This is a genomic window from Bradyrhizobium glycinis, assembly GCF_016031655.1.
Lineage (GTDB): Bacteria > Pseudomonadota > Alphaproteobacteria > Rhizobiales > Xanthobacteraceae > Bradyrhizobium > Bradyrhizobium glycinis.
Genome location: NZ_JACCHQ010000014.1, coordinates 139,657 through 164,715 on the forward strand (window position 1 = coordinate 139,657; position 25,059 = coordinate 164,715).

At 58.9% G+C, this 25,059-nt stretch carries 16 protein-coding genes and 7 pseudogenes; 5 read left to right on the top strand and 18 right to left on the bottom strand.

Features of this window, described 5'->3' with window-relative positions:
• Positions 1 to 340: 340 nt before the first annotated feature.
• Positions 341 to 964, top strand: a complete 624-nt coding sequence (locus HZZ16_RS20895; protein WP_197951196.1) for a chemotaxis protein CheX — start codon at positions 341 to 343, stop codon at positions 962 to 964.
• A gap of 1,310 nt (positions 965 to 2,274) precedes the next feature.
• On the opposite strand, the gene HZZ16_RS20900 is transcribed toward HZZ16_RS20895, so the two are convergent.
• Together HZZ16_RS20900 and HZZ16_RS20905 are read right to left on the bottom strand one after the other, a co-directional pair.
• Positions 2,275 to 2,607, bottom strand: coding sequence for a low affinity iron permease family protein (locus HZZ16_RS20900; protein ID WP_197951198.1), 333 nt, complete (start codon positions 2,605 to 2,607; stop codon positions 2,275 to 2,277).
• Between the two features lie 14 nt (positions 2,608 to 2,621).
• A complete protein-coding gene (locus tag HZZ16_RS20905; RefSeq protein ID WP_246510266.1) occupies positions 2,622 to 3,548 on the bottom strand; it encodes a TIGR04086 family membrane protein in 927 nt (308 codons plus the stop codon).
• Positions 3,549 to 4,595: 1,047 nt separating this feature from the next.
• Between HZZ16_RS20905 and HZZ16_RS20910 the strand changes: the two genes are divergently transcribed.
• Together HZZ16_RS20910 and HZZ16_RS37250 are read left to right on the top strand one after the other, a co-directional pair.
• The gene (locus HZZ16_RS20910) at positions 4,596 to 4,817 is read left to right on the top strand and encodes a hypothetical protein (RefSeq protein ID WP_197951200.1); all 222 of its coding nucleotides are present in this window, start codon (positions 4,596 to 4,598) and stop codon (positions 4,815 to 4,817) included.
• 51 nt (positions 4,818 to 4,868) lie between these two features.
• Positions 4,869 to 5,282, top strand: coding sequence for a hypothetical protein (locus tag HZZ16_RS37250; protein WP_246510268.1), 414 nt, complete (start codon positions 4,869 to 4,871; stop codon positions 5,280 to 5,282).
• Positions 5,283 to 5,815: 533 nt separating this feature from the next.
• Here the strand turns inward: HZZ16_RS37250 and HZZ16_RS20915 are convergent.
• The 7 genes and pseudogenes from HZZ16_RS20915 to HZZ16_RS20945 form a co-directional block, all read right to left on the bottom strand.
• A complete protein-coding gene (locus HZZ16_RS20915) occupies positions 5,816 to 6,385 on the bottom strand; it encodes a DUF1236 domain-containing protein (RefSeq protein WP_197951202.1) in 570 nt (189 codons plus the stop codon).
• Positions 6,386 to 7,789: 1,404 nt separating this feature from the next.
• Positions 7,790 to 8,020, bottom strand: a complete 231-nt coding sequence (locus tag HZZ16_RS20920; RefSeq protein ID WP_197951204.1) for a DUF6894 family protein — start codon at positions 8,018 to 8,020, stop codon at positions 7,790 to 7,792.
• Positions 8,021 to 9,278: 1,258 nt separating this feature from the next.
• Positions 9,279 to 10,253 (bottom strand): Bug family tripartite tricarboxylate transporter substrate binding protein, encoded by a 975-nt coding sequence (locus HZZ16_RS20925; RefSeq protein ID WP_246510272.1) that lies wholly within the window; start codon positions 10,251 to 10,253, stop codon positions 9,279 to 9,281.
• A 432-nt stretch (positions 10,254 to 10,685) separates the two neighbouring features.
• On the bottom strand, positions 10,686 to 11,720 hold the full coding sequence (locus HZZ16_RS20930) for an IS110 family RNA-guided transposase (protein ID WP_197951206.1): 1,035 nt from the start codon (positions 11,718 to 11,720) through the stop codon (positions 10,686 to 10,688).
• A gap of 259 nt (positions 11,721 to 11,979) precedes the next feature.
• Positions 11,980 to 12,569: pseudogene (locus tag HZZ16_RS20935) on the bottom strand (ATP-dependent DNA ligase).
• Between the two features lie 117 nt (positions 12,570 to 12,686).
• Positions 12,687 to 13,301: a general stress protein gene (locus tag HZZ16_RS20940; RefSeq protein WP_197951209.1), complete on the bottom strand. Its 615-nt coding sequence runs from the start codon at positions 13,299 to 13,301 to the stop codon at positions 12,687 to 12,689.
• A gap of 11 nt (positions 13,302 to 13,312) precedes the next feature.
• Positions 13,313 to 13,630: a PepSY domain-containing protein gene (locus tag HZZ16_RS20945; protein WP_197951211.1), complete on the bottom strand. Its 318-nt coding sequence runs from the start codon at positions 13,628 to 13,630 to the stop codon at positions 13,313 to 13,315.
• 122 nt (positions 13,631 to 13,752) lie between these two features.
• On the opposite strand from HZZ16_RS20945, the gene HZZ16_RS38295 reads away from it, so the two are divergent.
• Positions 13,753 to 13,983, top strand: a complete 231-nt coding sequence (locus tag HZZ16_RS38295; RefSeq protein ID WP_376707578.1) for a DUF6894 family protein — start codon at positions 13,753 to 13,755, stop codon at positions 13,981 to 13,983.
• Between the two features lie 97 nt (positions 13,984 to 14,080).
• On the opposite strand, the gene HZZ16_RS38175 is transcribed toward HZZ16_RS38295, so the two are convergent.
• The 3 genes and pseudogenes from HZZ16_RS38175 to HZZ16_RS20960 form a co-directional block, all read right to left on the bottom strand.
• Entirely contained in the window at positions 14,081 to 14,392 is a 312-nt protein-coding gene (locus tag HZZ16_RS38175) for a hypothetical protein (protein ID WP_311974219.1), read from the bottom strand.
• Between the two features lie 915 nt (positions 14,393 to 15,307).
• Positions 15,308 to 15,481, bottom strand: coding sequence for a hypothetical protein (locus tag HZZ16_RS20955; protein ID WP_197951213.1), 174 nt, complete (start codon positions 15,479 to 15,481; stop codon positions 15,308 to 15,310).
• Positions 15,482 to 15,485: 4 nt separating this feature from the next.
• Positions 15,486 to 15,764: pseudogene (locus HZZ16_RS20960) on the bottom strand (IS3 family transposase); the annotation flags it as partial.
• 43 nt (positions 15,765 to 15,807) lie between these two features.
• Between HZZ16_RS20960 and HZZ16_RS20965 the strand changes: the two are divergent.
• Positions 15,808 to 17,215 (top strand): annotated as a pseudogene (locus HZZ16_RS20965) (IS30 family transposase).
• A 7-nt stretch (positions 17,216 to 17,222) separates the two neighbouring features.
• Here HZZ16_RS20965 and HZZ16_RS20970 read toward each other — a convergent pair.
• The 6 genes and pseudogenes from HZZ16_RS20970 to HZZ16_RS20995 form a co-directional block, all read right to left on the bottom strand.
• Positions 17,223 to 18,100 (bottom strand): annotated as a pseudogene (locus HZZ16_RS20970) (IS3 family transposase); the annotation flags it as partial.
• Positions 18,101 to 18,163: 63 nt separating this feature from the next.
• A pseudogene (gene rtxC, locus HZZ16_RS20975) lies at positions 18,164 to 18,864 on the bottom strand (dhydrorhizobitoxine desaturase); the annotation flags it as partial.
• 31 nt (positions 18,865 to 18,895) lie between these two features.
• A pseudogene (locus HZZ16_RS20980) lies at positions 18,896 to 21,306 on the bottom strand (2-aminoethylphosphonate--pyruvate transaminase).
• Between the two features lie 1,954 nt (positions 21,307 to 23,260).
• A complete protein-coding gene (locus HZZ16_RS20985; RefSeq protein ID WP_197951217.1) occupies positions 23,261 to 23,446 on the bottom strand; it encodes a hypothetical protein in 186 nt (61 codons plus the stop codon).
• A gap of 470 nt (positions 23,447 to 23,916) precedes the next feature.
• Positions 23,917 to 24,325: pseudogene (locus HZZ16_RS20990) on the bottom strand (transposase family protein); the annotation flags it as partial.
• Positions 24,326 to 24,374: 49 nt separating this feature from the next.
• Entirely contained in the window at positions 24,375 to 25,010 is a 636-nt protein-coding gene (locus HZZ16_RS20995; RefSeq protein WP_197951219.1) for a LysE family translocator, read from the bottom strand.
• Between the last annotated feature and the right edge of the window lie 49 nt (positions 25,011 to 25,059).

The window sequence follows — 25,059 nt, forward strand, 5'->3', positions numbered from 1 at the left end:
CAGCGATTTTGGACCGCTGGCCGGCACTGCTTTGGAAACCCTGGACGCAGCTTTGTTTTCCTCCTTGGGAGGCGCTAATCCTGCTTGCCCCGTGTTCCCGTTCGCGTCGAGCGAGCGCGATTTTGGCCGGCTGGGCTGCTCGCGAGTGCCAGAATTTTTGCGCATTGCGGTCGATTTTCCTTGAAGTGTGCAGTGACTTCGGTTGGAAAGGGCAGTTGGGAACACTAAACTACGCGCTCTGCATGAACACAAGCTTCGTGGGCGCGGTGCTCGGATTACGGCCTGAGCAGGCGCACGGGAAGCCGTAGCAGTATCAGCGCGCGACTGACGGGACGCCTTAATGACCGGAGATTCGTTTGTTCCCCTCACGGAGATGGAGCGAGATGCTTTGGCGGAGCTCGCCAACATAGCCATGGCGAAAGCCGCCAGCAGCCTGCGCCTGATGATCCAGAGTGAGGTGGTGTTAGCTGTCCCCTCGGTTGATATCTTCACCAGCGCGGCCGCCGCACGACTGGTGGCAAAGCCCGACAACGCTAAGCTGGTGGCGGTCCGTCAGGATTTCGCCGGCGCCTTCTCCGGCAGGGCTCTCCTCATATTTCCGGAGCGGAGTAGTCTCGAATTGGTGCGAGCGGTCGTCGGCCGACAGCTACCTCTGGAGGACATCGTCGATCTTGAAGATGAGGCACTTGCGGAGACCGGCAATATCATCCTGAACAGCTGGGTAGCCACCGTCGCCAATCTGCTGAAGCGCGGCTTAAAGATGTCGTTACCGATTGTCGTGCGCGGCGACGGCAACCACATGTTTGAGAGCGCCCGTTCGGATCTCGTCTTGTTTCTGCATGTCAAATTTGATATCCGCCAGCAGGAGATCGGCGGTTATGTTGCTCTTCTAATGGACATTCCATCATTGGATGAGCTGCGGTTGCTGATTGCCGGCTTCATCAGATCCCTCACCCGCGGTTGAGTTGCCATCGAACGGCCATTCCCCCGGGTCGGCCCCCAGAGATGGCCGCAAGGGCGGCGTCCCTCCGGAGCGGCCTTGCCTGAGATCACCCGCTACCTCCGCCGGCAGCGCCGCTCGCTCAATCGGGCGGCGTGATGCGGCAGGGGCGGCTCTCGCTTGAGGAAAGGGTGGCGGCAGTCGCCGCGATCAAGTGCACTGCTTCAGCAAACCGCTCCCGGATCGCATCGTCCTGGCCGAAGGCCACGGCGAAGGCGGCACACGCTGAGACGTTCGCCACCGCTGTCTCGCCCGCCGCTGCCCGCCTGCCCAATCTGCGCAAGTCCACCTGATTCCATCCGAACTCTCCGCGTCTTCTTTAAGCTGGCTTGGAGGTCGCGGCGCGAGGCATGTCCGAGAACATCACCACCCGCCGCCCGAATCGGGAGCGGATGCCGTTCGGCACCCTCATCGAACCGCGCCGTCGAGCTGACCGCTCTCCAGACGCTCTGTGTCCCAATCGACCCCTTCAAGGCCGGTCTGAAAACGAAGGTGCTCTCGTCGGCGGAAACGTCCTCCATTCAAATCAGGAGTGCTGGGCGTCGTCCGGGCCGGCGGGAGTTGCCGCGAGCGCTCCCGCGCGGGTTCGAATTCCGTCCTCTTCTTTTCGCGCTTTACCGGCTCTGTAGGAGCCGGTGCACAACTCGGTTTGCGGACGGCCGAATCGAAGCTCGTTCGGTAGGTCGGACGGGCATGGCCGCGAACAAGTTAACGGCGGTACGCATGGGGCTGGGGGAGCAATCGACAGTCCGGCACTATCTAAGCCGCCGCGTGAAGCCGGCGGGTTTCTTTGGCCAACGTCGATTCTCAGATAGACCTTTTACCGTACGCGCTCAACCGCTTCGCTAGTTCAACGGGTCGGTAAGAGGATTGGATTGGGTTTTGCGAGCTGAAACAGGTAAAACCGGAATGGCCTCCAGCGAGAAGGTCGTTCTGGAAGCATATGAGGCAGCAGAAACAAAAGTCAAAAAATTATCAACCTGTTCGCGGAGAACGGTTATGTGTTCGCCGGAAAAAAATACCGCGGCCGAGAAGCCGGTGACCTTGTCAGGAACGTCAACATTTCATTTCCGGACATGCACCGAAAGCCCCCCACAACATCTACACCCTCCGTCGGTTAAATGGCCGCTTGTGGCCCTTAGCTGACCTTGCCGCGCCGCGTGCCGACCGTGAGCTTGTGACCCTGAGCGGACCTGCTCCGTGTTCGCACCGTCGGCGAAACGGTGCTGAGCGCTCAGCTACCGATTTCGTCGGCGCACTAACTTCGTTGTGCATTACGATCGGAAGCGAGCCCGTTCTTGCTCGACTTCTTCGGCGTCTTTGTCGTCGAGGGTCACGAGCGAGTTCTTCGCGTCGCCGTTAACTCTCAACAGTTCGTCAAGCTTTGCGTGAAGAGCCTGCGTATCGCGGTGCTCAGCCCTCTGAATGACCAAGGTCATCCCCCACGTCGAAAGCGTCGCCAGATCGTGCCAGCCGAGCCCACCGCCGATGCTGACCCAGAGCAGTCCGTACACGATGAATACACCAAATGCGGCGGGGCGCGAAGTGAGAACGCCGAGATCCGTAAGCCAGCTCCGAATCTTCTGTAAAGCTAATGCTGTGGCCAAAAGCTTCTCTCGCGCTAGATGGTTCGGACGGAAACAGTCGGAGTCACAGCGCTGGCTTGACCGGCGAAAAATGCAGCCAGCGCGCCCAGAAGGAGGGCAAGGGCACCCAATAGTGCGCCCTGCGACACACGCTTCGCCGCGGTGTCGGCCGCCTGTTTTGCCTGCTCTTTCGTTTTCGCGACCGTCTCCTTGTACTGCTGCTGATACTGAGCGATCTGACTTTTCGCCTCGTCTTGAGAGATGTTCTGCGCCTTGGCCAATGCGTCCGCGGCCTTGTCGTTAGCCCCAGCCTGTTGCGCAGGGTCGCCGGTTAGTGCTGCGCGAACGGCCGTCATTGCGGCGTCCCGAAGTGCTGCAGGATCCTGGCCGCCACTGCGCACTTTGCTTTCTATGGCGGCCATTGGGTCGCCTGCATTATTAAGAGAGGGTGCTGCCGTCTGAACCGCTGTCTGGACTGTTCCGCCAAGGGCTTTACCTGCTCCACCCAGAGCCGAGGCCGAAGTGCTGAGAACGCCACCGATCATGCCGGACGCAGCCGACGAGAGAAGATAAACCACAATGAGGGTCGAGACTGCCCACGATATTAGACCGTGATAAGCCGTGGTGGATCGAGATGCCTTCCCGGAAAGCCGCCCGGCAATGTAACCGCCGAGCGCGGCAGCGAGTATACCAGAGACGACAAACCATATCCCAGCACCGACCGACATAGAGCCGGCGCTAGGAGCATCGCCTTGCGCGAGATCCAGCGTCGAAAGACCGACGCCCACCCCCACCATGTTAAGAATGATCTGCATTACAAGCCCGATCACGGCACCTGCGAAAACAGCGCCCCAAGCTACTTGGTTCAGCATGATCGTGCGTATGTCGTCGGCAGGGCCAACTTCACTGGCACGAGGTGGAAATCGATGATCCTGACGCGGCATTTCAGGGGAGTAAGCCATGACGTTCATCCTGGGCAGGAGAGGTTCACGCGCTAACCTTCCCTTCATTGCGGTTGTTCCTAAGTTTTAAGGTTAGTTGACGGACCCCCAAATTCTGTCAGTCGCGAGAGCCCTAATCAGGACTGCTCGTCCTCAATAGGAAATGGCCTGAAAGGGCAAGACGCGTTTCCCAATCCATGAACCTTATGACGCCCCTGATGCTCAGCTGAGATGCACAACTCAGGCGCGCGAGAGTGCTTAATCAGCGGCGGTCTTCGGCAGCTCTCCTTGGCGCTTTGAAACGAGCGACTTCCGGAATTCGCCCGTGGCTGACCCAAGCCCGAATGGCGCAAAGTCGCTTGCCGATGGTGACGCGCTAGTTCGTGACCGTCCATGCCCGGCATAATGATGTCGGTGACCCCATGTGCCCGCAATGGTCCCCCCGTATTCTCTTGAAAGCGGGTGCCGCACCCCCGTCCGCCGGGTTTACCCGGCGAGCAGCTTCGCTGCTCTCATGCAGCTCCCGTGCGCCGCACTCAATTGGTTCTAAATTCGGTGAAGGCTTGCTTCTTGCTTGCGTCGGCGCCCGAAAGGCACCGCGACGGCCATAAGAGGTCTATAAGGCTGCTCTTCGGCACCGCCCTATTGTTCAGGCGGCTCGTGGCCCCCTATCCGTGTATTCACTCGGTGACAGCAATCAGGGAAGAGTGACAGGAACCTGCGCTGGTCCATCGCAAACTCCCCGAACCTGCAGGACCGACAAGGCCCCGCCGGTCAGCCTCAGGACACCGGTGAGGTCAACATTTGGGGCGACAATGGCGGGCTGCACGGCAGCACGCGATCCATCCATTGAGAACCGCGCAGTCACTCCAGTGTGGCGCGACACCGTTATGTCCACATGCGGTCGAGCCCCGACCAAGCTGAGGCTATCGTCGGGGACACGGACAAAGCCACTGCACCGGTCCCATCACCACGAGCAGAGCGATAGATCTCCGGTGGCGATTGGGTCAGTTAGGAACGAGGGCTCGGCTTTCACATTGCTTGTGAGGTGCAATCGGGAGTCTCAGCATGGCATTGCAAATCGTGATGGATCACAGCGGCGACAGCCGCCACTTCTTCGACAACTCCAATGCAGAAGCGTTGGTAGAGGCGGAGAGGCTTTTTCTGCAATTTACCAGCAAAGGATACACCGCGGCGGTGCGGAACGAGCCCGGTGAGGTAACGAAAATCACCGCATTCGATCCGACCGCGGAAGAGACATTGTTCTTCCCGCGGCTCGTCGGTGGGTGAGCATCAGTGAAGAGAAGGTCTCGTCGCATCGGCTCATGGACCCCTCGGAGCATGGCTGTTGGTCAGCTTTATCAAGCAGCAAAGGAGGAGAAAACGGTTCAAGCTCGAGCGCTGCGACTGCTGCGCTCTTGGCTCTCACCCCAGCAAAGGGCCGAGTTCGAGAGGAAGGGGCACTTCGACGTGGTTGGGTGCGATACGGGAAAGCGGTACCGCATCCGGCGGGGAACGTCCGCCAACGTCAACGAGATCGACGAATACGGCCGGCTGGGCATGGGGTGGTGCTTCGTCCCGGTGGGTGGCTTGGTCCAGGGCGATGTCATGCTCGCCCAAAAAATAGCTCTTGAAACGGACGAGGCACGTGCCCTGAGCATCGCGAATAGCTTCCCCGGTCCGATCCGGTGGCGCCGACCGGGTACTCGTCCGCGAGAGGGGAGAATTGTGCCCGGACGTCTTCATTCGAGCTAAAGGCAGACCGGCGTCGCCGACCGGCCGCCGAGCAGAGGAGTTGAGGCCAAGGAAAGGGGGCACCCTGACCTTCCTTTGAACTTCGGGAGTTATATCCCCGACAAATGCAAGCTGCAGGAACAGTAATCTTGCTCCCTGAGTACATCGGGCGGGCGGCATGCCAGCGATTTCCACCATTCATGAAGGTCATCGCGCGACGGCGAGCCATGTCCGGTGGCGGCACGATCGCTGGTCCGAAAGTCATTAAGAGCTGTACGACCGGAAACGACCTGACGATTGCGTGCTGGGTGCTGATTATAGGTGTCGGTATCGCCGGGAAGCGGTGCGGCCCGGGAGCTGTTGTCGGAGCGCTGGCTTGGGCTTCGCCGGGGAAAGAACGCATATCTTTGCGTTGGTGGAGCGCTCCCGGCAACCAGAATAGCCCTCCTGGCACATTGGCCCACGGACGTCCTTGCCGAACTCGCGCTGGGCGCCGCGATCGAGAAGTCGAATCCGGCAACTATCTATCTACCAGTCGAACGCAAAAACTCGGTTCAGCGCACGTCGGCGATGATAGCTGCCACGCGCCGGGAGCGTTGGTCAACAATCACAAGACTTTTGCCCGTGATCAGATACTGGTCTCCCCAAAATCCATTCAGCACTTGAGTTGCTTCCGGCGGTAGGTCGGCGACCGCTGTCTGGCGGGGAACGGACGTCCCAATCATCATCTCGAAGTTGGGACGATCCATGGCAGGCGCTGACGCCGACGAGAAGATAGCACGGAGCTGTTCGCGTTGCACATCGCTGAGGTTCGCTGGGCCAGCAGTTTGCCGGATTTCGCGGGCCCGACGGCCCGTCGAGTCTTCGTTTTGAGCCGGATCTTCCTTCGCACTTGTGCTGATCGCCTCCCGCTGTGTCGGAACTCCCGTCCCGACCGTCGTGGCGGGCGCGCTGTTATCGGCTCCGGTCGACGGACGTCCCACGTAGTCGGTTGCGCCGAACATCTGGGGTGCGACAAACCATAACGCAAAGCCCACGAAAAGAACCGCGGCGATGGCGCATCCGAACATCATCAGTCTGCGGGTGCCTTCTCTTTCTTCGATTCGGGGAAGATTTGCGACCATGGCGAGCGTCTCCGATTTGTTGTCCCAACCCGGAGCATCGATCCACGGTTCCTAAATCGCTGCTCTGAGGTCACCTCCGGCACGCGCGACGCACTTGCTAAACCACACTATTGCTTGGAACGTTCAGCTCCCGCGCGCGCTGATGAAGCAGTCGGGTTACCCGCAAGGCGGACAGGAGAATGCGATGCAACGACCTTCAGAACCCAAGCTACAATCGATCCGCGATGAACGCGCTAAACAGGCAGCTGAACATCCAGCAGGACCACACGCGACACCGAAGTTAACCGACTCGGACAAGACGCCCGGCTGCGGTGTTTTGCCTGAACCGGATGATCCGAACATCAGCCCGACTGGGTGACAATTCAGATCGCGGCGCCGCAATCTCAGGACGCAGGTTGCCGCAGTCTGCCGTTCAGCTGCGGATGCTCCTCTTCAGCATGTCCTCTTCTCTTTTGATGGCCGGGAGCACTTGCTCTGCGAATGCCTCGATGAAGCTCAACTGGCGCCGTCCCACCTGGTGGATATGAATCTCGGCGAAGCCCATTTCAGCGTACTGAGCAAGCTAAGCTTGATGCTGCCTTAGGTCTGCGGACACCAGAACTGATCGACGAATGTCTTCGGCCTTGACTAGGCGGCCAACCGATCCATTCAAACTGAAAATGAAAAACCCCTCTTCGATCGTCCCGATGTCGGTTCAGCAGACCCGACGGTGGGCCATATTTCCCATGGGAGACCTGCCGTCCAAACAGGGCTGCCAACTCGATCCCAGGATAGCCAATGAGCTGCGCGAGGATGCCTTACATCTACAGCGCGCATTGACACAAGCAGAGCGCGCTTCAAGGACTCCGTGCAGACCTCGGAATTGGCCAGCAGATCGGTAGACAACTCCCCGCTGGAGTTTCGAAGGCTTCGCAGTTTTAGCCAGGCCACGACGAGTCTTCGTTTTCTCTGTGTTTCAAAGAAAAGAGCCTCAGCCGCTGTTTCAAAAAAAGGCCCCAACCCGGGGGGAGGATTGAGGTCTTCGGCATAGAGCACCTTGTTCGGCAACAGATGCGATGGCCCAACTGATAAAATTACGCCGCGTTGTGTCCTACTTCATTCAGTGGGGGTCCTAAGTAGGACAGTACCCAACGCCACCCCACGGCCCTACGCTCACGGACCGCAACCCCAGCCTATGAGGATCACCTCGCAGACGCGCGAGATCGGCTTATGCGGCATCTTGGTCTATTGCCACTGCGGCCACAACGTCGCGACGGACAGCTCACTGGCTGGACGACGTATGTCTTTCTGACATTGAGCCTCGTTTTGTGCGCGAGGGCTGCGGCAGCCGCGGCGCCGACGTCCGACCGATTTCGGGCGAGGCGACCCACGACGCGCGATTCCCTCGCAGGCCAGCGCCGGCTGCTATCTCATTCTTCGAGATCCAATACTGATGAAGTAGATCGGCTTCCCGGCTTCGTCGGTCACCTCTAGCGACCATTCCTGACCTGGACGGAACTTGCCGTCGATGTCCTTAAACAGGGCTCCCGCGTAGCCTATGGCTTCCTTCCAAGCCGCTTCATCGTCGGGCAATTCCTCTCCCAGGCTGTCCTTCATTGGGTGCGAGTCGTGCACATTAAAGAAGTACTTCGGCATGCCAGGTAAAATGCTGTTTGAACGGCCTCCGTTCCTAACGCGGAAGCTTAGGAACGCCGGTCAACCGCCCTGATTGGAATGCGGGCCATGCGGAAGGCTATTGAACGACGCACGCAGCTCGGCCGGCGTCGCACCACTCAGAAAAAAAGGCGCCAGGAGTGAACTAGGAACGCTGCGGGCCGGCCCATGTTGATCCTCGTGCGCTTAGGCGCAAGGCTATCTCATCCGTAGCCCGAGCGGCCCCAGCCCTGGGTCATTGATCCAGGCCTGGGGTCGTTCTTCTACCATTCGGCCGAACTTCGGCGACCGTTTAAGGGAGATGCTGGCGAATTGTGTGATCTGCGTAGCGTTGAATAGCGAGAGCCAGCCGGAATGTCTGACGAGCACCCGCGACTCAATAGGCGGTGAGGTGCTGTCCGTATTTCCCTAGGGTCCTAAGTTGAATTTGAAAGGTGTCCAAGCGCCAAGGGGGACCAGTCCAGCGCCGGGGATATCCCGGACTGAGGCGGTCGCCCAGATGCGCGATGTTCTCGATTCTATCGGGGCTACCTGTCCGGCGTGCCGCCAGAAATCGACTGGAGGCTGTTCTCATTAAGTGGCATGGCCGTCTCATATCCGCTCCAGCTTCATTCGTCGCGTTTTCGAGAGCGTGGTGCGCCGCTGCAACGAGGAACGACTGGTCGGCGGTGACGGATTTGCGGTCGATGCGAGCCTAATTAAGGCCGATGCCAATCACGAGGGGCCGATCTCCAAATTCAGTGACCTCAATATGCTCGTCATGCTCGGAGCGCTTGAACGGAGCTACGACGAGTATTCCGCTCTATGTCGAACGGCCGGATTTGAGACCGCGGCACGGCTCGCGCGGGCTCGCACTTCCAGGTCATGGAGGCAGTTCCGACTTAGACTGAGCCAGTGCGGATCCTTTCTTCACAGCGCAGGGTCTGCATCCGATACGCTTTCACAAGCTGAGGTCTGGTCATGGCGCGATGGCGAAGTTCGGTTTGGCTCAGATATGGTCTGCTGATCGAGGCACACTGGAAGTGACACGGCACCGTTCAAACCGACGCTTTTGACCCTGGCTGTGTAAAAACGCGAACAATCGACAGGCGGCTAGAACTACGTTCTTCAGTTCGCCATCTCGCTTGAAATTGCTTGCGAGCATGAATGCTAGATCGGCCTTCCAAAGCGGAATTTGTTTCACGGGCAGAAGAAATGTCTATCTCGCTTTACGTACGGCATTCCGTGTTCTCGTCGAGTATCAGTTCTGCTTTGCGAGGGGCGAGTTCACGACCCTTCCCCAGCGGGGTACCTCGGTGGCGACAAGCTCGCGGAGGGCGTGGGGCGTTCGTCGTGTGGCTTCAGGAATGACGAATCCGATCTCGGCCAGTCGTTTCCGCGTCGTCTCGTCGTCCAGGGCTTTTTTCAACGCCTCGTTGAGCTTGGATTGAACTTCGGGATCCAGATTTTTGGGCGCGAAAATCGCGTTCCAGGTCGAGACGACAAACTCAGGCAGGCCACCTTCAGCAGTTGTCGGGACGTTCGGAATCAGCTCAGTGCGCCGCGGACTCGCGATTGCGATCGCTTTCAGGGTACCGCCTTGGATCTGCGAGATTGCCCCACTCAGCGAAATGCAACTGAAATCGACCTGACCGCTCATTAGATCATTCATCGCTGGCGCGCCGCCACGGTAGGGAACGCGCCCGGTTTGGATTCCGAGCATCGATTGAAGCAGCGTGCAAAAGAGATAGGTGGGCGCTCCAGCACCGACATGCGCTTCGTTGACCTTATGCTGGTTCGCCCGGACGTAGGCGATGAAGTCGGGAAGACTGTCGGCTGGGAAGTCCTTTCGGGTCACGATCACTGCAGGCACTTCGGCCGCGATGCCGATGGGCGTGAAATCATTGATCGGATCATATTTGAGGTCGGGATATTGCGCAGGGGCGGCACCATGCGTTCCCATGTTGCCCATAATGATCGTATAGCCATCCGATGCCGCATGGGCGGCGCGCGTCGTCGCTGTCGTGCCTGCGGCTCCAGGCTCATTATCGATGATGACGGGCCGCCCGAGCGTCCTCGACAAGTGCTCGGCTAGAATTCGCGACAAGGTGTCGTTCGATCCACCGGCCGCGTATGGCACGATGAGCGTAATCGGCCTGGAGGGGTAATCGGCCCGGGCTTCGCCCAGAGGGCAAAAGGCGAGACCAGTGAAAAAGAGCGCGAGCAGGCGAATCATTTCAATCCTCCCTGGCTTACGACTTTCGAGATAACCTATCATTCGGGTCGCCAACTGCGCTATGATATAAAAAGACGCGCGTCCCCTCTTGGCCCAACTCGGACCTCATGCAATGTCCATTTCTGCGCGCCGTTGGGGGATGAGCGGACATCCCGGATTCATGAGTACACGCCCTTCTGTAATGGGCCCGATGATGTCAAGCCTCCCGAGTGAACGTCTCGTCGCCGAGCTCATGCTTCTGTCCGTGGTCAACGCCTGGCCGCCACATCATGCTGTCAGAGGGAGCGGTGAGCCTATCTAGATACGCGTGGTTCGTCAGATGACGACCACTGGCCGTGTAACGGCTTCACCGGATCCACCGTCCCGGCGACGGGACTTCGGGCACCGAGCTTCAGTTCAGCCCGGTTGCGTTCTTGATCTCCTCCACGTTTTCTATGCTGCGATCGAGCCGGCGTCAGTCCATCGGTAAGTTGTGCCGTCGATCCAGATCCGATGCAGGATCACCGCGAGCTTGCGTGCCAGGGCGACCTTTGCGCGCTTTGAGCCTCGCCGCTTGGCGACGTCCATCCCCCAGCGCTTGAGTTTTGAGAACCGCGTGATGCGCGACAGCAGAACGTTGGCGGCTTCATACAACGCCGTGCGCACCGTCTCGTCACCGGCCAACGTGATCCCGCCTGTGACGTCCTTTTCTCCCGATTGATATTTCTTTGGCGTAAGCCCGAACAGCGCGCCTGCTGCCTTCGATTTTACGATGCGATGAGGGTCATCAATCGCTGATTTGTAGGTAACAGCCACCAGGGGGCCAACACCCGGTACTGTCATCAGCCGGCGACAGACTGCATCGTCACGCACAATTGCCAGCACAGCCTTGTGCAGCCTTCCGTACTCTGCCCTCAAGGCCGATCGTGCCGAAAGCATCGCACTGGCAATACGCTCCAATGTCGCTTGTCCCGCAACCAACTCTAGGATCCGCGCTTCGAAACTCCTCCGCGTCACCGGGCCAACCTTCAGCCCGAAGCCGCGCAAAATCCCTCGGATACTTAATTCCACATCGATAAGTCGCCCGAGAAGCTGTTTGCGTGCGATCAGGAGTGCCCGGATCTCCTGGGCGCCGACCGACTTCGCGTGTACCGGCTGGAACCATCCCATCCGGATCAACTGGGCGATCCCGCGGGCATCCTTGCGATCAGTCTTCACCGTCATTGCAGACAATGCGGCCTTAACATGTCGCGTCTCGAGCAGGACCGCCTCGAGCCCCGCTCCTTTCAAGCCTGCATGCAGCCATTGCGACAGCGGCCCCGCTTCCAGCCCAATTCGCTTTACTGCAAAGCCAAGCCTCTCGAAAAAGTCGACTAAGGCGTCGGGTTCGCTCGCGATCTTCGCTTCCTTCAGGATCTTACCCTGGGCATCCACAACGCACACGCTCGACAGTTCCAATGACACGTCGATTCCGGCATAGTTCTCCACGGCTGTCCTCCGTCTCTAGATGCTTGGGCCCGACTCAAGTCGTGACCCCGTTTCATCATCTATCGGGGGACAGCCACCATCATGACCCCTTGCTCGGAGCAGGGCCCATTACGGCATCTAGAACTCCCGGGTAGTCGCCGGGTGCTCTCGGTTCTTGACCTTGATCCAGTCTTTCGTCATTTGCGGCCATAAGAACTAGAATGCGACAATGAAGCCAACCACAGTGATTGCGGTGATTGATAAGGCGCGCCCTGCCGGCTCATAGCTCTCGTCCCATCGCAGGATGGGTTCTGTTCTTCACCTTGATCCAGTGCTTCTGCCGGCCTCCACGGTACGGCCGATCGCGGTGCTTGGAAACCAAGCCCTCAAGTCCCATGCGGCAAGCGGCCCAGAAGAGGTCTGGCCCGATCTCACCTCGCTCAAACGGCGCCACGCTGATGCCATCCGGCCGGCGGGCCAATAGCTGCTGCAGATTTGTTTTGCGAAGGTGGAGGGGAAGGGGCCGCAAATCATTGCCGCCCATAACCAGGATGTCAAAGGCGTACAGCTGCACCTCGTCATCGTATTGGCGGCTGTGCAGAGCGTTGAATCGCTGATCCCATCTGCCCCGAGGATGACGGCCTCGCCATCAATCACAAAGCGCTTCTGCCGGTTCTTCAGCGCGGCCTCGGCAATCCAGGGATAGCGCTTCGTCCAGTCGGTGCCGTTGCGGGAGAGGAGGCGCACGCGTTCGTTCTCTCGGATCACTAGCATCCGATAGCCGTCGTGCTTTACCTCGTGAATCCAGTCCGGTCCTGAAGGGACCTGCTCGGCGGCGGTTGCCAAGCAGAGCTCGTACGCCATACGCATCCATCGGAGATAGTGGCTGAAGGTCTGCTTTTCGAGAGGAGAGAAACTCTCATTTGAGTTATGGGAACGGCCTCAGGTGGTCCCCTGAGGCCGTCTGCTAGATTAGTTCTGCTGAGATCAGCGCATTGTTCCGTATAGCTGCCGCTCCTGTCGAATTTCATCCGCGCTGAGCGGACGACTTGACGGATCGAACCGTTTCCAGCCGGTTTTCTCCCAGGCGAGACGGCGGTCTGCAAGATCAATGGCCGATTCATTCAAAATGCTGTCGAACCGAGCGCGATCCGCGTCCGGGACTTTCGCGGTCACAAGGGTGCCACCTCGACGAACGCCCTCGGCGTAAGCGTGAGCATCATCTTCGGACAGGCCAGCATTCATCAGGGCTCCAACGATACCGCCGGTAGCTGCCCCTGCTGCCGCTCCCACGGCCGTGGAGGCAAGCCAACCGGCCGCAACGACCGGACCTAAGCCGGGGATCGCAAGCAGCCCCAGGCCCGCGAGCAAACCTGCCGCCCCGCCGAGGCCGGCTCCGATACCGGCGCCTTTGCCAGCACCCTCTGCGCGGTCGTCAACGCCATCGGCGTCTCGATCTTTCTTATCGCCGCTGAACCAATTGTCTGAGTTGTTTGCAACGATGCTAATGTCGGAATGCGGCAGGCCGGCAGCTTCAAGACGGGTTACTGCGCTTTGTGCATCCGAATAAGAGTCGTAGAGGCGAGAGACAGTGACTGTCATGTTCAAGTCCTTCACTTTGCCGGGTTGACGTTGCCCTGGAAATCCAAGCTCACGGAGGTGGTCGACCCTCCTTTTTTGGCTTTCCCACGCCATACGCCGTTGTCGTCTTTTTTCAGCTCGGTCACGTTCGAATAGCCGGCGCCCTCGATCCGGGACTTAGCTTGGCTTTCAGTGAAGCTGTTGCGCCCTGCAACAGGAGCATTCGAGTTATTCTGGCCCGAACTGTTGACCGCGTTGTTGTTGGGCCTGTCCTTGGCGGGCTGATTTTGGGCGAGCGCCGGTCCTGCCAACCCAACCGTCAAGCAAACAACTGCCAAAGTGCGAAACATACGTTCCTCCTCCAAACGATAATTATGTGTCGCTAACCCAGATAGGCGGTGCCGGTTCCAAACCGGAAACTTCTCGGAACAGTTCTCGGGGAACCTTGTACTTACGGCAGCATTTTTTCAGTATGCCGAGGTATTTCTTTCACGTTACGCATTATCGGACGCAGGTTGACGACGAAGGCGAGGAATTGCCCGACAAGCATGCTGCTTGGAAGGAGGCCACGATAATGGCCGGCCAGACACTGCAGGCATTGAACGGGAAACTGTCGCCTGGCCACGGTTGGAAAATGGAAGTGACAGACGAGTTTCAGAATGTGTTGTACGTTTTGAGCATCCGAGCAGAGAAGCCGAAGTAGTTCCCGGCGCGGACAATTCTGCTCTCTTGCTGGAACGTTGAATGGTGCGCGCTATTAACAATAAACGCCAAGGGAAATCGCGATAACGCTTTGGTCCTTAGCTGCCGCTTGCCTGGTGGCATTCGGTCTCGCGGCTGTACTTATCCTTCATCTCCCCCAGAAGAGGCCGCCCTGATGGGCGGTCTCTTTCATTTGTGATCGCAAGCCGCGTGTTACCCCGCTCGAAGTCAGGTCGCACGTCGCCGCCGCGGCTCCCGCATCCCTGACAAACAAACCGCGGTTCAAGGTCGGAAAGGCGGACGTTGTCTGGCCATCGATCGGAGCTCAAAGCAACGTTATGGCCGCAATGGCAGTAGACCAATATCCCGCGCAAGCCCATGCCGCGCATCTCGCCGAACGTGATCTTCATCGGCCGGTCCTCAGCGTGTGTGGGCGTGTGGCGCTTCTGTCGAGGCATGTCGCCCATCGAAGCGCGTCGCGTGCGAGAGTCAAATTGTCGATTACTGGTGGATCGGAACGCGCGTGAGGCGCCGTGTGTCGTGGGTATGGAAAGCGTTGGCCTGCCGGTTCACCCTGGTCCGGGTGTCGGTGCTGGCATCGAAAAGATCAAGAAGCCGGTTTTGTCGGCCAGCTGCCGCTCGACGAATGCCGGCGAGCAGGCATGGCTGACGCTGAATGACAAAGAGCACTGTAAGCGCGTTCGGCCTGCTCCTTTGTCAAATTGGCGGCCCAATCGCTTCCAATCAGGGCCGGACCCTTTCGCTCGCGATCGTAAACCATCCAACCGGCGGATCCGAGCCGAACAAGAAACCTGCTTGCCTTCAGTTCTCCTTCACTCACCAAAGCCTCCTCCTGTTCTAGCGTAGGTGGGCGGCCCTTCAGCTCCTTGAGATTGTAAATGGTGATTACCAGTAGGTCCAAGCGAGCCATGCAAAGGTTCAAGAACCCCGAAAAAGACCCCACACTGACGGGCGATGGGGCTGGGGTCCAGACTGAGGTCGGCCCTTCTGGAAAGGGCATCGGAAAACCCGGCACTCCAGTCCACGTTCACTTCCGCTGCTGGCCCTTAGCGACCAATCGATGCCGTGTGCCCGACGGCAGGTTTTGACCCAGTTCGGACACCTCATTTTACGGGGGCGCAGCTGGTTTCCGCCGTATCAATGTACTCGTTTTCGCCGATATGATGTTGCGACGGGAAGTTCTTGGTATTATTGGCGGAGCGGCAGCTTGGCCGCTCGGGGCGTGGGCGCAGCAGCCCAAGAGTGTACCTCGCATTGGCTTCCTGGTGACGGGTCCGATCGAGTCTCCCGAGGCGCGCGCAGCCCTAAAAGCCTTTGATCAAGGATTGCGCGAATTCGGCTACATCGATGGTCAGAACGTGTTCGTAGAGGTTCGAGCTGCGGACTTGAACGTCGAACGGTTTCCGGCACTGGCGAGTGAACTGGTCCACCTTAAAGTCGATCTCATCGTCGTGAGCTGCTGCCGGTTTGATGGACACCAGGTTAAGCTAATCCCACCTTGCGCTCGAACTCAACCGGGCTGAGATAGCCGATGGTCGAGTGCCTGCGGATCGTGTTGTAAAATCTTTCGATATAGTCGAACACATCGGCTCGTGCCTCGTCTCTGGTTCGGTAGATCTTGTCGGCGGTCCGTTCGGTCTTGAGCGACGAGAAGAAGCTCTCCATCGCCGCGTTGTCCCAGACGTTGCCGGAACGGCTCATGCTGCAGACCATGCCGTGGTCGGCCATCAAGCGCTGGAACTGCTCGCTGGTGTACTGGGCGGATTCAGGCGGTCGTCGCAACACTCTGGAGGTGGAGGTTGCGATGAGCATTCGAAAGCGGCGATCGGCACGGTCAGGACGAGCGCCATTACCATCGCCAGGACGACCGTCTGCTGCAGGGCGCGATGAACAAAATCGATTCTGGCGGGCGATTGCCGGTGGACTGAGCAGCGAAGAGGCTGCGCTCGAAGCCGGAGTGTCGCAACCTGTCGGAACCAGATGGTTCCGAAAGGCGGGCGGCATGCCACCAGCGATGTTCAGATCTTCGGCCAAGCCGCTCTCTGGGCGGTACCTCTCATTGGTAGAGCGCGAGGAGATCGCACTCCTCAAGGTGCAGGGCCATTCCATACAGGAGATTGGGCGCCGCCTCGGTCGGGCTGCCTCGACAATCTCGCGTGAACTGCGGCGCAATGCGGCCACCCGCAGCGGCGGGTTGGAGTACCGGGCGACGACTGCCCAGTGGCATGCAGATCGATCGGCCCGTCGTCCGAAGCTGACCAAGCTTGCGCTCAACACCACCTTGCGCACTTATGTGGAAGAGCGACTTGCTGGTGTCGTCGTGGCTCCGAGCGGCACTCCTGTTCCTGGTCCCGCCGTTCCGTGGAAGGGCCGCCGGCATGGGCCGCGCAAGGATCGGCGATGGGCCAAAGCCTGGAGCCCTGAGCAGATTGCCCGACGCTTGCCGATCGACTTCCCGGACGACAAGGCGATGCGCATCAGCCACGAAGCTATCTATCAAGCCCTCTTCGTTCAGGGCCGCGCGGCGCTACGCCGCGAACTGACGGCCTGCTTGCGAACAGGGCGTGTGTTACGGATGCCCAGAGCACGCGTACGCAGGCGAGGTAAAGGCTTTGTCTCGCCGGAGATCATGATCAGTGAGCGCCCCGCTGAAGCGGCCGATCGAGCAGTGCCGGGACATTGGGAGGGAGACCTTATCCTCGGTCTTAGCAGCTCGGCAATCGGCACGCTGGTCGAGCGCACGACGCGCTTTACGATGCTCTTGCACCTTCCACGGTTGGCAGGACATGGCGAAGCTCCGCGCGCGAAGAACGGGCCCGCCCTCGCGGGACATGGGGCCGAAGCCGTGCGCGACGCGATCACGCGCACCATCATCACTTTGCCCGAAGAGCTGCGCCGCTCGCTAACCTGGGATCAGGGAGCCGAAATGGCTCAGCACGATCGTCTCAAGATCGATGCGGGTATCCAGGTCTACTTCTGCGACCCGCAAAGCCCTTCGCAGCGCTGCACTAACGAGAACACCAACGGTTTGTTGCGGCAGTACTTCCCGAAAGGCACAGACCTGAGCATCCACAGCGCCGACGAGATATCCGCTGTGGCAGCGGCCCTCAATGGCCGACCGAGAAAGACACTGGGTTGGAAAACACCCGCGGAGGCGCTTGACGCCTTGCTGTCATGAGCCAAAGTTACAGAGTGTTGCGACGACCGCCTGAATCCGCCCTGACTGCCCTGGTCGGAGTGGTGCAACAGTGCTTCCGGCTTGCCGCGTCGCCAGACGGCCATCAGCAGGGCATCGGTCACCAACTGAGCTGTCATGGCGGCGCTCATCGACCAACCCACCACCCGGCGTGAGAACAGGTCGATCACCGCTGCGACGTAGAGCCAGCCCTCGGCCGTCCAGAGATACGTAAAGTCGGCGATCCACTTCTGGTTCGGCCGCTCGGCGGCGAACTGCCGGTCAAGGAGGTTCGCCGGCACGGTCTCGAGCTGTCGATCGCCACTGTCCTTCGGCAAGCGCCGGCGTCGCGGCCGCGCCCGCAAGCCTTGCAGGCGCATCAGCCGTTCGATTTGGTGCAGGCCACAGTCCGCCCCATCGGCGAGCAGATCACGCCACACCCGGCGCGCACCATAGGTGCGGTCGCTCGCCATGAAGCTGGCCTTCACCTTGCCGCCGAGCTCTTCGTCGCTGCGGGATCTGGCGCTGGGCGAGCGATTCAGCCAGGCATGGAAGCCCGACCGCGACACCCCCAGCGCATCGCATAGCCATGCCACCGGCCAGATCGCCCGGTGCTTCGCGATGAAGACGAACTTCATGTCAATTCCTTCGCGAAGGCTGCGGCCTTTTTTAGGATATCCCGCTCGGCCTTCAACCTGGCGACCTCACGGCGCAACCGCTCGATCTCCTGCTGCTCCGGCTTCATCTGCCCGTGGCCGGGAAAGGCCTGCACCGGATCGGAGCCGAACTCTTTCACCCATTTGCGCAGAACGTTCTCATGAACATCCAGGTCGCGCCCGGCCTGCGCCACCGACACCCCACGCTCCCTAACCAGCTCGACCGCCTCGATCTTGAACTCGCGACTGAACTTCCGTCTCTTCATCGCCCACCTCCGGCTTCATGAAACACCTAATCTCGGTGTCCATCAAACCGGCAGCAGCTCACGAAGGACCTGAAACGTGGTGAGATAGGGCACGATCCAAAACAGGACGACGATATGGAGGAGCCCAAGAGCATATGAACCGCCTAGGACGCTAATCCAGAAGAGGAAGAAGCCATACTTGTCGATAAGTATGCCTGAGCGGCTTTGATCCTCAGGATCTGTGATCGAAAACCGATTGGTCCAAAGATACTTCAGATACGCCACTGTCGCGCCGCCGAAAATCGGCTTCCAGATGATGTTGAAGCGTACCGTTCCGGAGGCTGCACGTCGTAAACGCCGCTGGCCAGGAAAAACTTCAGGTCGGGATCCTTGTCGGGGTCGCCGAGATAGGGATGGTGCAAATAGACGTGCGATATCCGGTAGGCCCAGTGGCGCTGGAACAACGGATAGGAAGCGAACAGAATGCCGAGCACATAATTCCAGGTGGTGTTCTTCGCGAGCGTGCGGTGAGCCGCATCATGGGCGATGGTTGTCAATCCGCGCTGATAGGCACCAATCAGAAGAACGGCTAGCGGGTAGAGCCACCATGAGAGGGACACAGTCGCGAGCGTGCCCGCCGCGATGACAGCGTAATCTTTGGCGATATAGGCTGCTCCCGTTACGTTGTCCGGCCGCAATTCGGAGAGCTGCCTGTTGATCTCTCGGCTGAATTGAACGGACTCATAGCGTGATGACCTCAATTTCCAAGCGTCTGTCTGATTCATGAGAACCTCTTCCTGATCGCTTTGCGGGTTGTCAGATTGCGGAAAGGGCCTTGTCCAGGTCGCGTACGATGTCGCTGACATCTTCAATGCCGACGCAAGGCCGGATTGAGCCGCCCAATATGCCGGCGGCTTCGCGTTTTTCGCGAGGGACGGTGGCGTGCGTCGTCGAGACAGGATGGGTTACGAGCGTGCGGGCATCCCCCACTTCGAGACGTGATATATCAAGTCGACGTTCTGGATGAACTTGCGCCCAGCCTGTTCGTCCTCGACTTCGAACATGATCATCGCCCCGTGTCCGTATGTAGCATTGAGGGTCTGTTCGACGGTTTCCCGATCGGCGCCCTCAAAGAGCCCCGGGTAGAAAACACGGCGCACCTTAGGATGCTGCTTGAGAACGTCGGCCACGATTCTGGCATTCGCGCAGTGCTGCTTCATCCGAAGCAGCAGCGTTTCAAGCCCTTGAATCAGCTGAAAACTCGCAAACGGGGCAATCGCCGCGCCCGTATCGCGCAACCAGGTCATGCGAGCCTTGAGGAGAAACTCGCTCTTTCCAAGATCGTCGACATCGCGCACCGCATTATGCCAGACCATCCCGCCATGCGCATCGTCGGGGCGGTTGAACAAGGGAAAGCGAGAGGCTCCCCGGTAGCTAAACTCGCCGTTATCAACGATCAGTCCGCCGAGCGTCGTCCCATGGCCGGATATATATTTTGTGGCGGAGTACGTTGTAATGGCAGCGCCGAGATTTGACGGCCGGCATACCAGCGGCGTCGTCGTATTGTCCACGAACAAAGGCACGCCGTACTTTCGCCCGATCGATGCCAGCTCTTTGACGGGGAGCGGAATCAGACAGGGATTGGAAATCACCTCTCCGAACAGACATATGGTGCGATCATCAATGGCGCGTTCGAACGTCTCGGGCCTTCGGGGATCCGCCGTCTTCACGGTGATCCCAAGACGCTTTAGAGTGTTGTGGAGCAGGTTCCAAGTATTGCCATATAGATACGGAGAGGCGACGACATTGTCCCCCACTTCGCCACTTGAGAGGTTGACGATAGCAAGGAACGTCGCCGCTTGCCCTGACGCAACGGCGAGCGAGTCGCTTCCCATATCGACGGCGGCGTAGCGCTTTTCCAGCGCGCGGGTCGTCGGATTGATGATCCTGGTGTAGGTGAACCCATCGGCCTTGACGTTGTAGATGTCGGCAATTTGGTTTAGATCGCCATCGAGTTCGTAAGCCGTATTCTGGTAAATCGGCACTGCGACGGCTTTCGTCACGGGGTCGCGTCGATAGCCCGCGTGCAGAACAGCGGTCTCGGCGGAAAACGGCAGCCGCGGGTCCCCAGCCGCGGGAGCAGGCATCTTTACGCGAGCCCCGCATGCCCCTACGCCCGACACCGGCCTTGCAGAACGCCCCTGGCCGGACCGGAAATACGTACGGAAAGCGCACCCCAACTGCTCGATCCAGCTGGATTGGATTTCCCCAATGCAACCGACGCGAAAACTCCGCGTCGCAAGATGCAGCTTCGAGTAGACGTAAAGGTTGTGGGCTGCCAAGTGGCGATAGAGCCCATCGAATCCTTCCTGATCCACGATTCCGGATGGCGCACTGAACGCGACGCAGATCGGCGACTGCAGGTCAGCGGACAGCAGCGGAGACACCACTCCTTCGAGTTCTTTGACGAGATCGTTTCTGACCTTCTCGTACCTGCGGCGCCTGGCCTCGATGCCCTCCTCGTGCAGAATCTTCAGGGCCGTCGTCGTTGCCTGAACGATGTGGGTGGGAGGGGTCGACCGCCACTCACCGGTGCGCTCGAGCGAGAGCCATTGATCTCTCACGTCGAGCACAAACGACCTTGGTTCTTGAACCGCATGCTCCAGCAGCTCGCGAGACGCAATGACAAACGCAACGCCTGGCGGCCCTTCTATGCACTTGTTGCTCGACGTGACCAGGACGTCAGGTCCACGCTGGCTCAGGTCGATATTGAGAGCGCCGAAGGAACTCATGCAATCGATGATGGTCTTTACGCCACGTCGCCTCGCCTCCTCCACGATCGCTTCCAGCGGATTGACGATTCCGGTTGTCGTCTCACAGTGGACGAAACACAGGTGCGTAACGTCAGGATTTCGGCTCAGATGCTCGCCAATTTCTTGGGGATCCAAAGGATCGGTCGCTCGCTTGACAAGCTTCAGTGCTTCGACGCCCCACAGCCGCAGAATTTGCGAAATGCGCTCGCCATAGATCCCGTTTATGCAAACGAGCGGCCTGTGGGCTCGGGCCAAAAATGAAGAGAGAGCGGCTTCCATCGCAAAGGAGCCGCCTCCCTGAATAGGCACGACAGAATAGTCGTCAGCATTTCCCAGCAAGTTGAGCATCAGCCGCCTCATACAGGCGGTCACTTCCTTGAACTCGCAATCACGCGATGCGAGATCGAGCTGCATCTGGCTCTTGACTGCCAGCGGCAACGACAAAGGACCAGGCGTCAGCAAAGAGCGCTGTCTAGTCAAACGATTTCTCCTCAAGTTGTTTTCGTCGATAGGTCTGGGGTACGCCCACCCACCAGGGGCGCCCCTGCGGCGAGCATCGATTTGCTCGGCTCAACAGCTTCCAATCAGCCGCCTATGGATCGCGGGCGCGCTTGAGGTCAGCGCCCTAAAAGCACGCCGGACGACACCCTCCAGCCTCCCATCAGCGCAGATGCAGAGCGATCTTTAACAAAGCTCCTCAGCGGGACCATCTGTCACCTCCCAGAAATTAGCGTTGCGAACTGGCGCTGAAGGGCGCTTTTATCCGGCCATAACGCATGCGTGAGTTTGACCAGCAACTTTCTTGCGTCGCCGAGCGGCAGGTCGGCCGGCCGACTAACGTTCTGAACCTGCGCCATTCAGGCGCACTTAGCGCTAGGAAAACGAGGCAGTTGGATTATCGCGCCGGGCTGCAGATCGAGGCGAACTACTTGACGACATCGTTAGCAGCAGGAGTCTGATGCAAGGGTCTAAGACTTGATGCATTCGCACGTCGCCGCTCGTTGTAGGGTTTCGGAACGCGAATGACTGTCGTTGTCCATTTCAAGATCTACAACTTGACGTTTGGGGCGTTTCAAGCCTCTCCAGGAATTTTCTCGCGAAGCTTTCTTCGCGACGTACTCCCATCCGACGGCGACCAGCCTATCTCGGCAGCTGAGCGCGGAAATTCACAGCGAGTAGGGATAATTGAGAGCTCGACATCCGGACCGCCGGCGTTGCGCCTGCGACCGCGTCCGGCCAGGCTAGGTGATGTCACAATCCCAGTTAATCGACGATCCTCGCTATAGCCCTAGATTCAGATGGAGGTACCGAGCGTCTCCCCCATGCTGGCGAGATCTTCCTGGATGCTCGCGACTGGAAAGGTACGCGTGCGTCGCACCGACCGAAGCTATTGCTTCGTTGCGTTTGGTTCGAGCAATCCTTGGCCGATGATCGAACTCGGATAATCAAAATTACCTGGAGATTTCTGTCCATTTTGCAAAAAAATCAGTTCGACGCCCTTCGGCGAGCCGCCTGACGCCAGGACTTGTCGTCCTGCTTTACTAGGACCACGCCGATGCGACTCCAGATCATCTTCTGTGAGCGCGATCGTTAGGCTCGCAACAATTCTGGGTTCTGAACTCCGCAGCCCGGCGAGAAACTCTCGCGGAACAATCATCGTCGTGGCGAGCGTACCGCGGCTCTCTGCTCGTATTGGCCACTCCGCAGCGTCCTGCTCGTTGATAGCGATCTCGCGTTCTACGCGGTCTCTTGCGCGTTCGAAAAGGTTGACGGTTGACCAGAGCAGATCACCAAGAGATCGTCCTTATCGCTTACCACGGATGAGCTCTCTTGCCTTTCCGCCGCGTGCCAGGGCCGCCTTCATTGCGATCAATGACTGCGGGGAAACAGAGCAGAACCGGAAGCGCGGCGGAGGTTGTAGTGCAGCGCAAGTTGGCCAAAATGAGCGGGCTGCTTTGTTTCGGCAACACCGTCCGGGGACTCACTGACGGCCGTACAGCAAAACTTGCAAAGGGACTCAACGTGAAGCCAGTTGAGAATGGAGCTATGAGATTGGGCGCCGCGGCTCTTCTGAAACATGGCGCCTCGCGCCCTCTCGACAAGTTTCTGCGGAGAACTCTGCGAGACGGGCCCCTGATTAAAACGGTCAATTGCAATCATCCATCGCAAGCGGTCGTGGTCCTCGAAACCGACTTACGAGATACTCCATCGAAGATGAGGCGCTGGAGCCCATTCGGCGACAAAAGGCCATCCAGCACGGCCGCGAAAAACTCTCTCACCCCGGATCGGCAAAGCTAGTTGACGCTCTGACCGTAGAGGACGGCCCGCGAGCCGCCCTACCGCGCCAGTAGCCAGCGTTGGCTCAAAATTACCGCTGATGTCCCAGTCCGATTCCAAGATTTAGCGCCTTCTGGCGTAGCGCACCGACGCTGCGTTTGGTCATTTTTGCTAGCTTTATAACGGGGGTCCGGGCCTTCGAATGAGCTTTGAGCTCCTTGACATCTGCCTTCGTCCACTCGCGCCGCTTAACGCGTTTCTTGGTTGCTTTTTTCACGATGAATGCTCCTTTCAAGACAAGCGGCTTGTAACATAGTTTTGCCGGAGGGACGATCGCAAAAAAGAGGCAATCATAGGAACTCTCGCCAGGGTATAAGCTCGGTAATGCTTTCACGCCCTGTTTGCGGGCTTTGATACGGTTGAATGCAGCCCTCAATCGACGCCTTTCTACTCGAAGCTAAGCAGGTCGACCAACATGTTCTGGAATGAGCAAGCCAATTGGGATGAACCTAAACAGCCGGGGAGGTTCGTGATTTGTATGCTCAGAGCGAATAAACGTCGAGGCCGTGTAAGACATCGCGGGTTCCTTGCTGTGGTCGCCTTATGACAATTAGGTCGCTGTGTTATCAAGTCGCCGGAGTTCCTCGGGCTGCGGTTGAGGGCGTGAACTCATAAACGCGCAGCCAGCTACAGCGTGCTTCACGCGAGCTGAACGAAGGCAAGGTAGTTGGTTGCAAGCCTGTCTCAGCACATCGCTATCCGGCGACATTGTTTGCTCCGATTGAAGAACCACTCGACCCGATTGCAAGCGCGGTAGAGATACGGGCTAAAGCAGACCGGATCTCTGCGATTGCTCTTCCGCGCAATGTTGGCCCACGCACCCTTCTTCATGGCAAGCTCCATGATCCAGTCGGCGTCATAGAACGGCCGGCAAGCAGCATTGATCCGGATTTCAGACCAGGCAGCAGTTTTCCGGCAAATCGGAGTTTGTGCCTCACCGGGGCTCAAAGCCACCGGCCGACCATTTCTATCGACCACCGCATGGATTTTCTCGTCAAGCCGCCGCGTGACCTTCCCTCCCTTTGGCGCTGATTCTTTGTGATGCAGGCTCCGCGCTGGTGCACGCCGACATGGAGGTATCGATCATCTGCAGCGCCGGGCCGCGTCCCGGTCGAAGCTACCCCATAGCGGTCGTGGGCTGCTGTCTAAGTGGGTCGCTTGGCGAACGCTAAACCCAATCCTAGCATCACCATTGCCGTGCCGGACCCCTCACGCAGTCTCTGAATAAGAACAGGACGTTGCGCCATACCGCTGCGGATGTGGCTTGCGGCAAAGACGACCGCAATGTCCGCGAGCGTGTTTAGCGCGACCGAGACAGCGCCAAGCAGAACAAACTGCTGCGCCACATGCCCGCAGTTTGGATCAACGAACTGCGGAATGAAGGCGAGGAAGAATGCGGCAGTCTTAGGGTTCAGCGCCTCGACCAGCACGCCCTCTTGAAATGCTCGTCGCGTCCCAATGGATGGGGTCGTTGCACCAAATTCCGCGTCCTTTCGAGCGTATCGAAACGTGCGGATGCCAAGCCAAACTAGGTAGGCCGCCCCTACCAGTTTAAGCGCGGTAAATAGTTCGGCGCTGGTCAGGACTATGGCCGAAACACCTAAGCTCCCAGCGACGACGTGAACCATGCCGCCTAGGCCAGTTCCAAGACTGGAGCTTATGCCCTCGCCTCGGCCACCGGCTAGGGTCCGTGCGGCGACATAGAAGATACCTGGCCCCGGTGTTATGGCGAGCACCAAGGCGGCAGCTACGTACAATGCGAATTGAATGGGATCGAACATGCCCCCTCTATAGCACCAAAAGTTTGACCATCGACAGTCTAGTTCTTGG

What these genes read in the sequence shown, in the direction of transcription:
- HZZ16_RS20915 (WP_197951202.1), bottom strand. Translation starts at nt 6,385, where the DNA reads ATGGTCGCAAATCTTCCCCGAATCGAAGAAAGAGAAGGCACCCGCAGA.
- HZZ16_RS20995 (WP_197951219.1), bottom strand. Translation starts at nt 25,010, where the DNA reads ATGTTCGATCCCATTCAATTCGCATTGTACGTAGCTGCCGCCTTGGTG.
- HZZ16_RS20920 (WP_197951204.1), bottom strand. Translation starts at nt 8,020, where the DNA reads ATGCCGAAGTACTTCTTTAATGTGCACGACTCGCACCCAATGAAGGAC.
- HZZ16_RS20905 (WP_246510266.1), bottom strand. Translation starts at nt 3,548, where the DNA reads ATGGCTTACTCCCCTGAAATGCCGCGTCAGGATCATCGATTTCCACCT.
- HZZ16_RS38175 (WP_311974219.1), bottom strand. Translation starts at nt 14,392, where the DNA reads ATGAAGATCACGTTCGGCGAGATGCGCGGCATGGGCTTGCGCGGGATA.
- HZZ16_RS20925 (WP_246510272.1), bottom strand. Translation starts at nt 10,253, where the DNA reads ATGATTCGCCTGCTCGCGCTCTTTTTCACTGGTCTCGCCTTTTGCCCT.
- HZZ16_RS20910 (WP_197951200.1), top strand. Translation starts at nt 4,596, where the DNA reads ATGGCATTGCAAATCGTGATGGATCACAGCGGCGACAGCCGCCACTTC.
- HZZ16_RS20895 (WP_197951196.1), top strand. Translation starts at nt 341, where the DNA reads ATGACCGGAGATTCGTTTGTTCCCCTCACGGAGATGGAGCGAGATGCT.
- HZZ16_RS20945 (WP_197951211.1), bottom strand. Translation starts at nt 13,630, where the DNA reads ATGTTTCGCACTTTGGCAGTTGTTTGCTTGACGGTTGGGTTGGCAGGA.
- HZZ16_RS20940 (WP_197951209.1), bottom strand. Translation starts at nt 13,301, where the DNA reads ATGACAGTCACTGTCTCTCGCCTCTACGACTCTTATTCGGATGCACAA.
- HZZ16_RS38295 (WP_376707578.1), top strand. Translation starts at nt 13,753, where the DNA reads ATGCCGAGGTATTTCTTTCACGTTACGCATTATCGGACGCAGGTTGAC.
- HZZ16_RS37250 (WP_246510268.1), top strand. Translation starts at nt 4,869, where the DNA reads ATGGCTGTTGGTCAGCTTTATCAAGCAGCAAAGGAGGAGAAAACGGTT.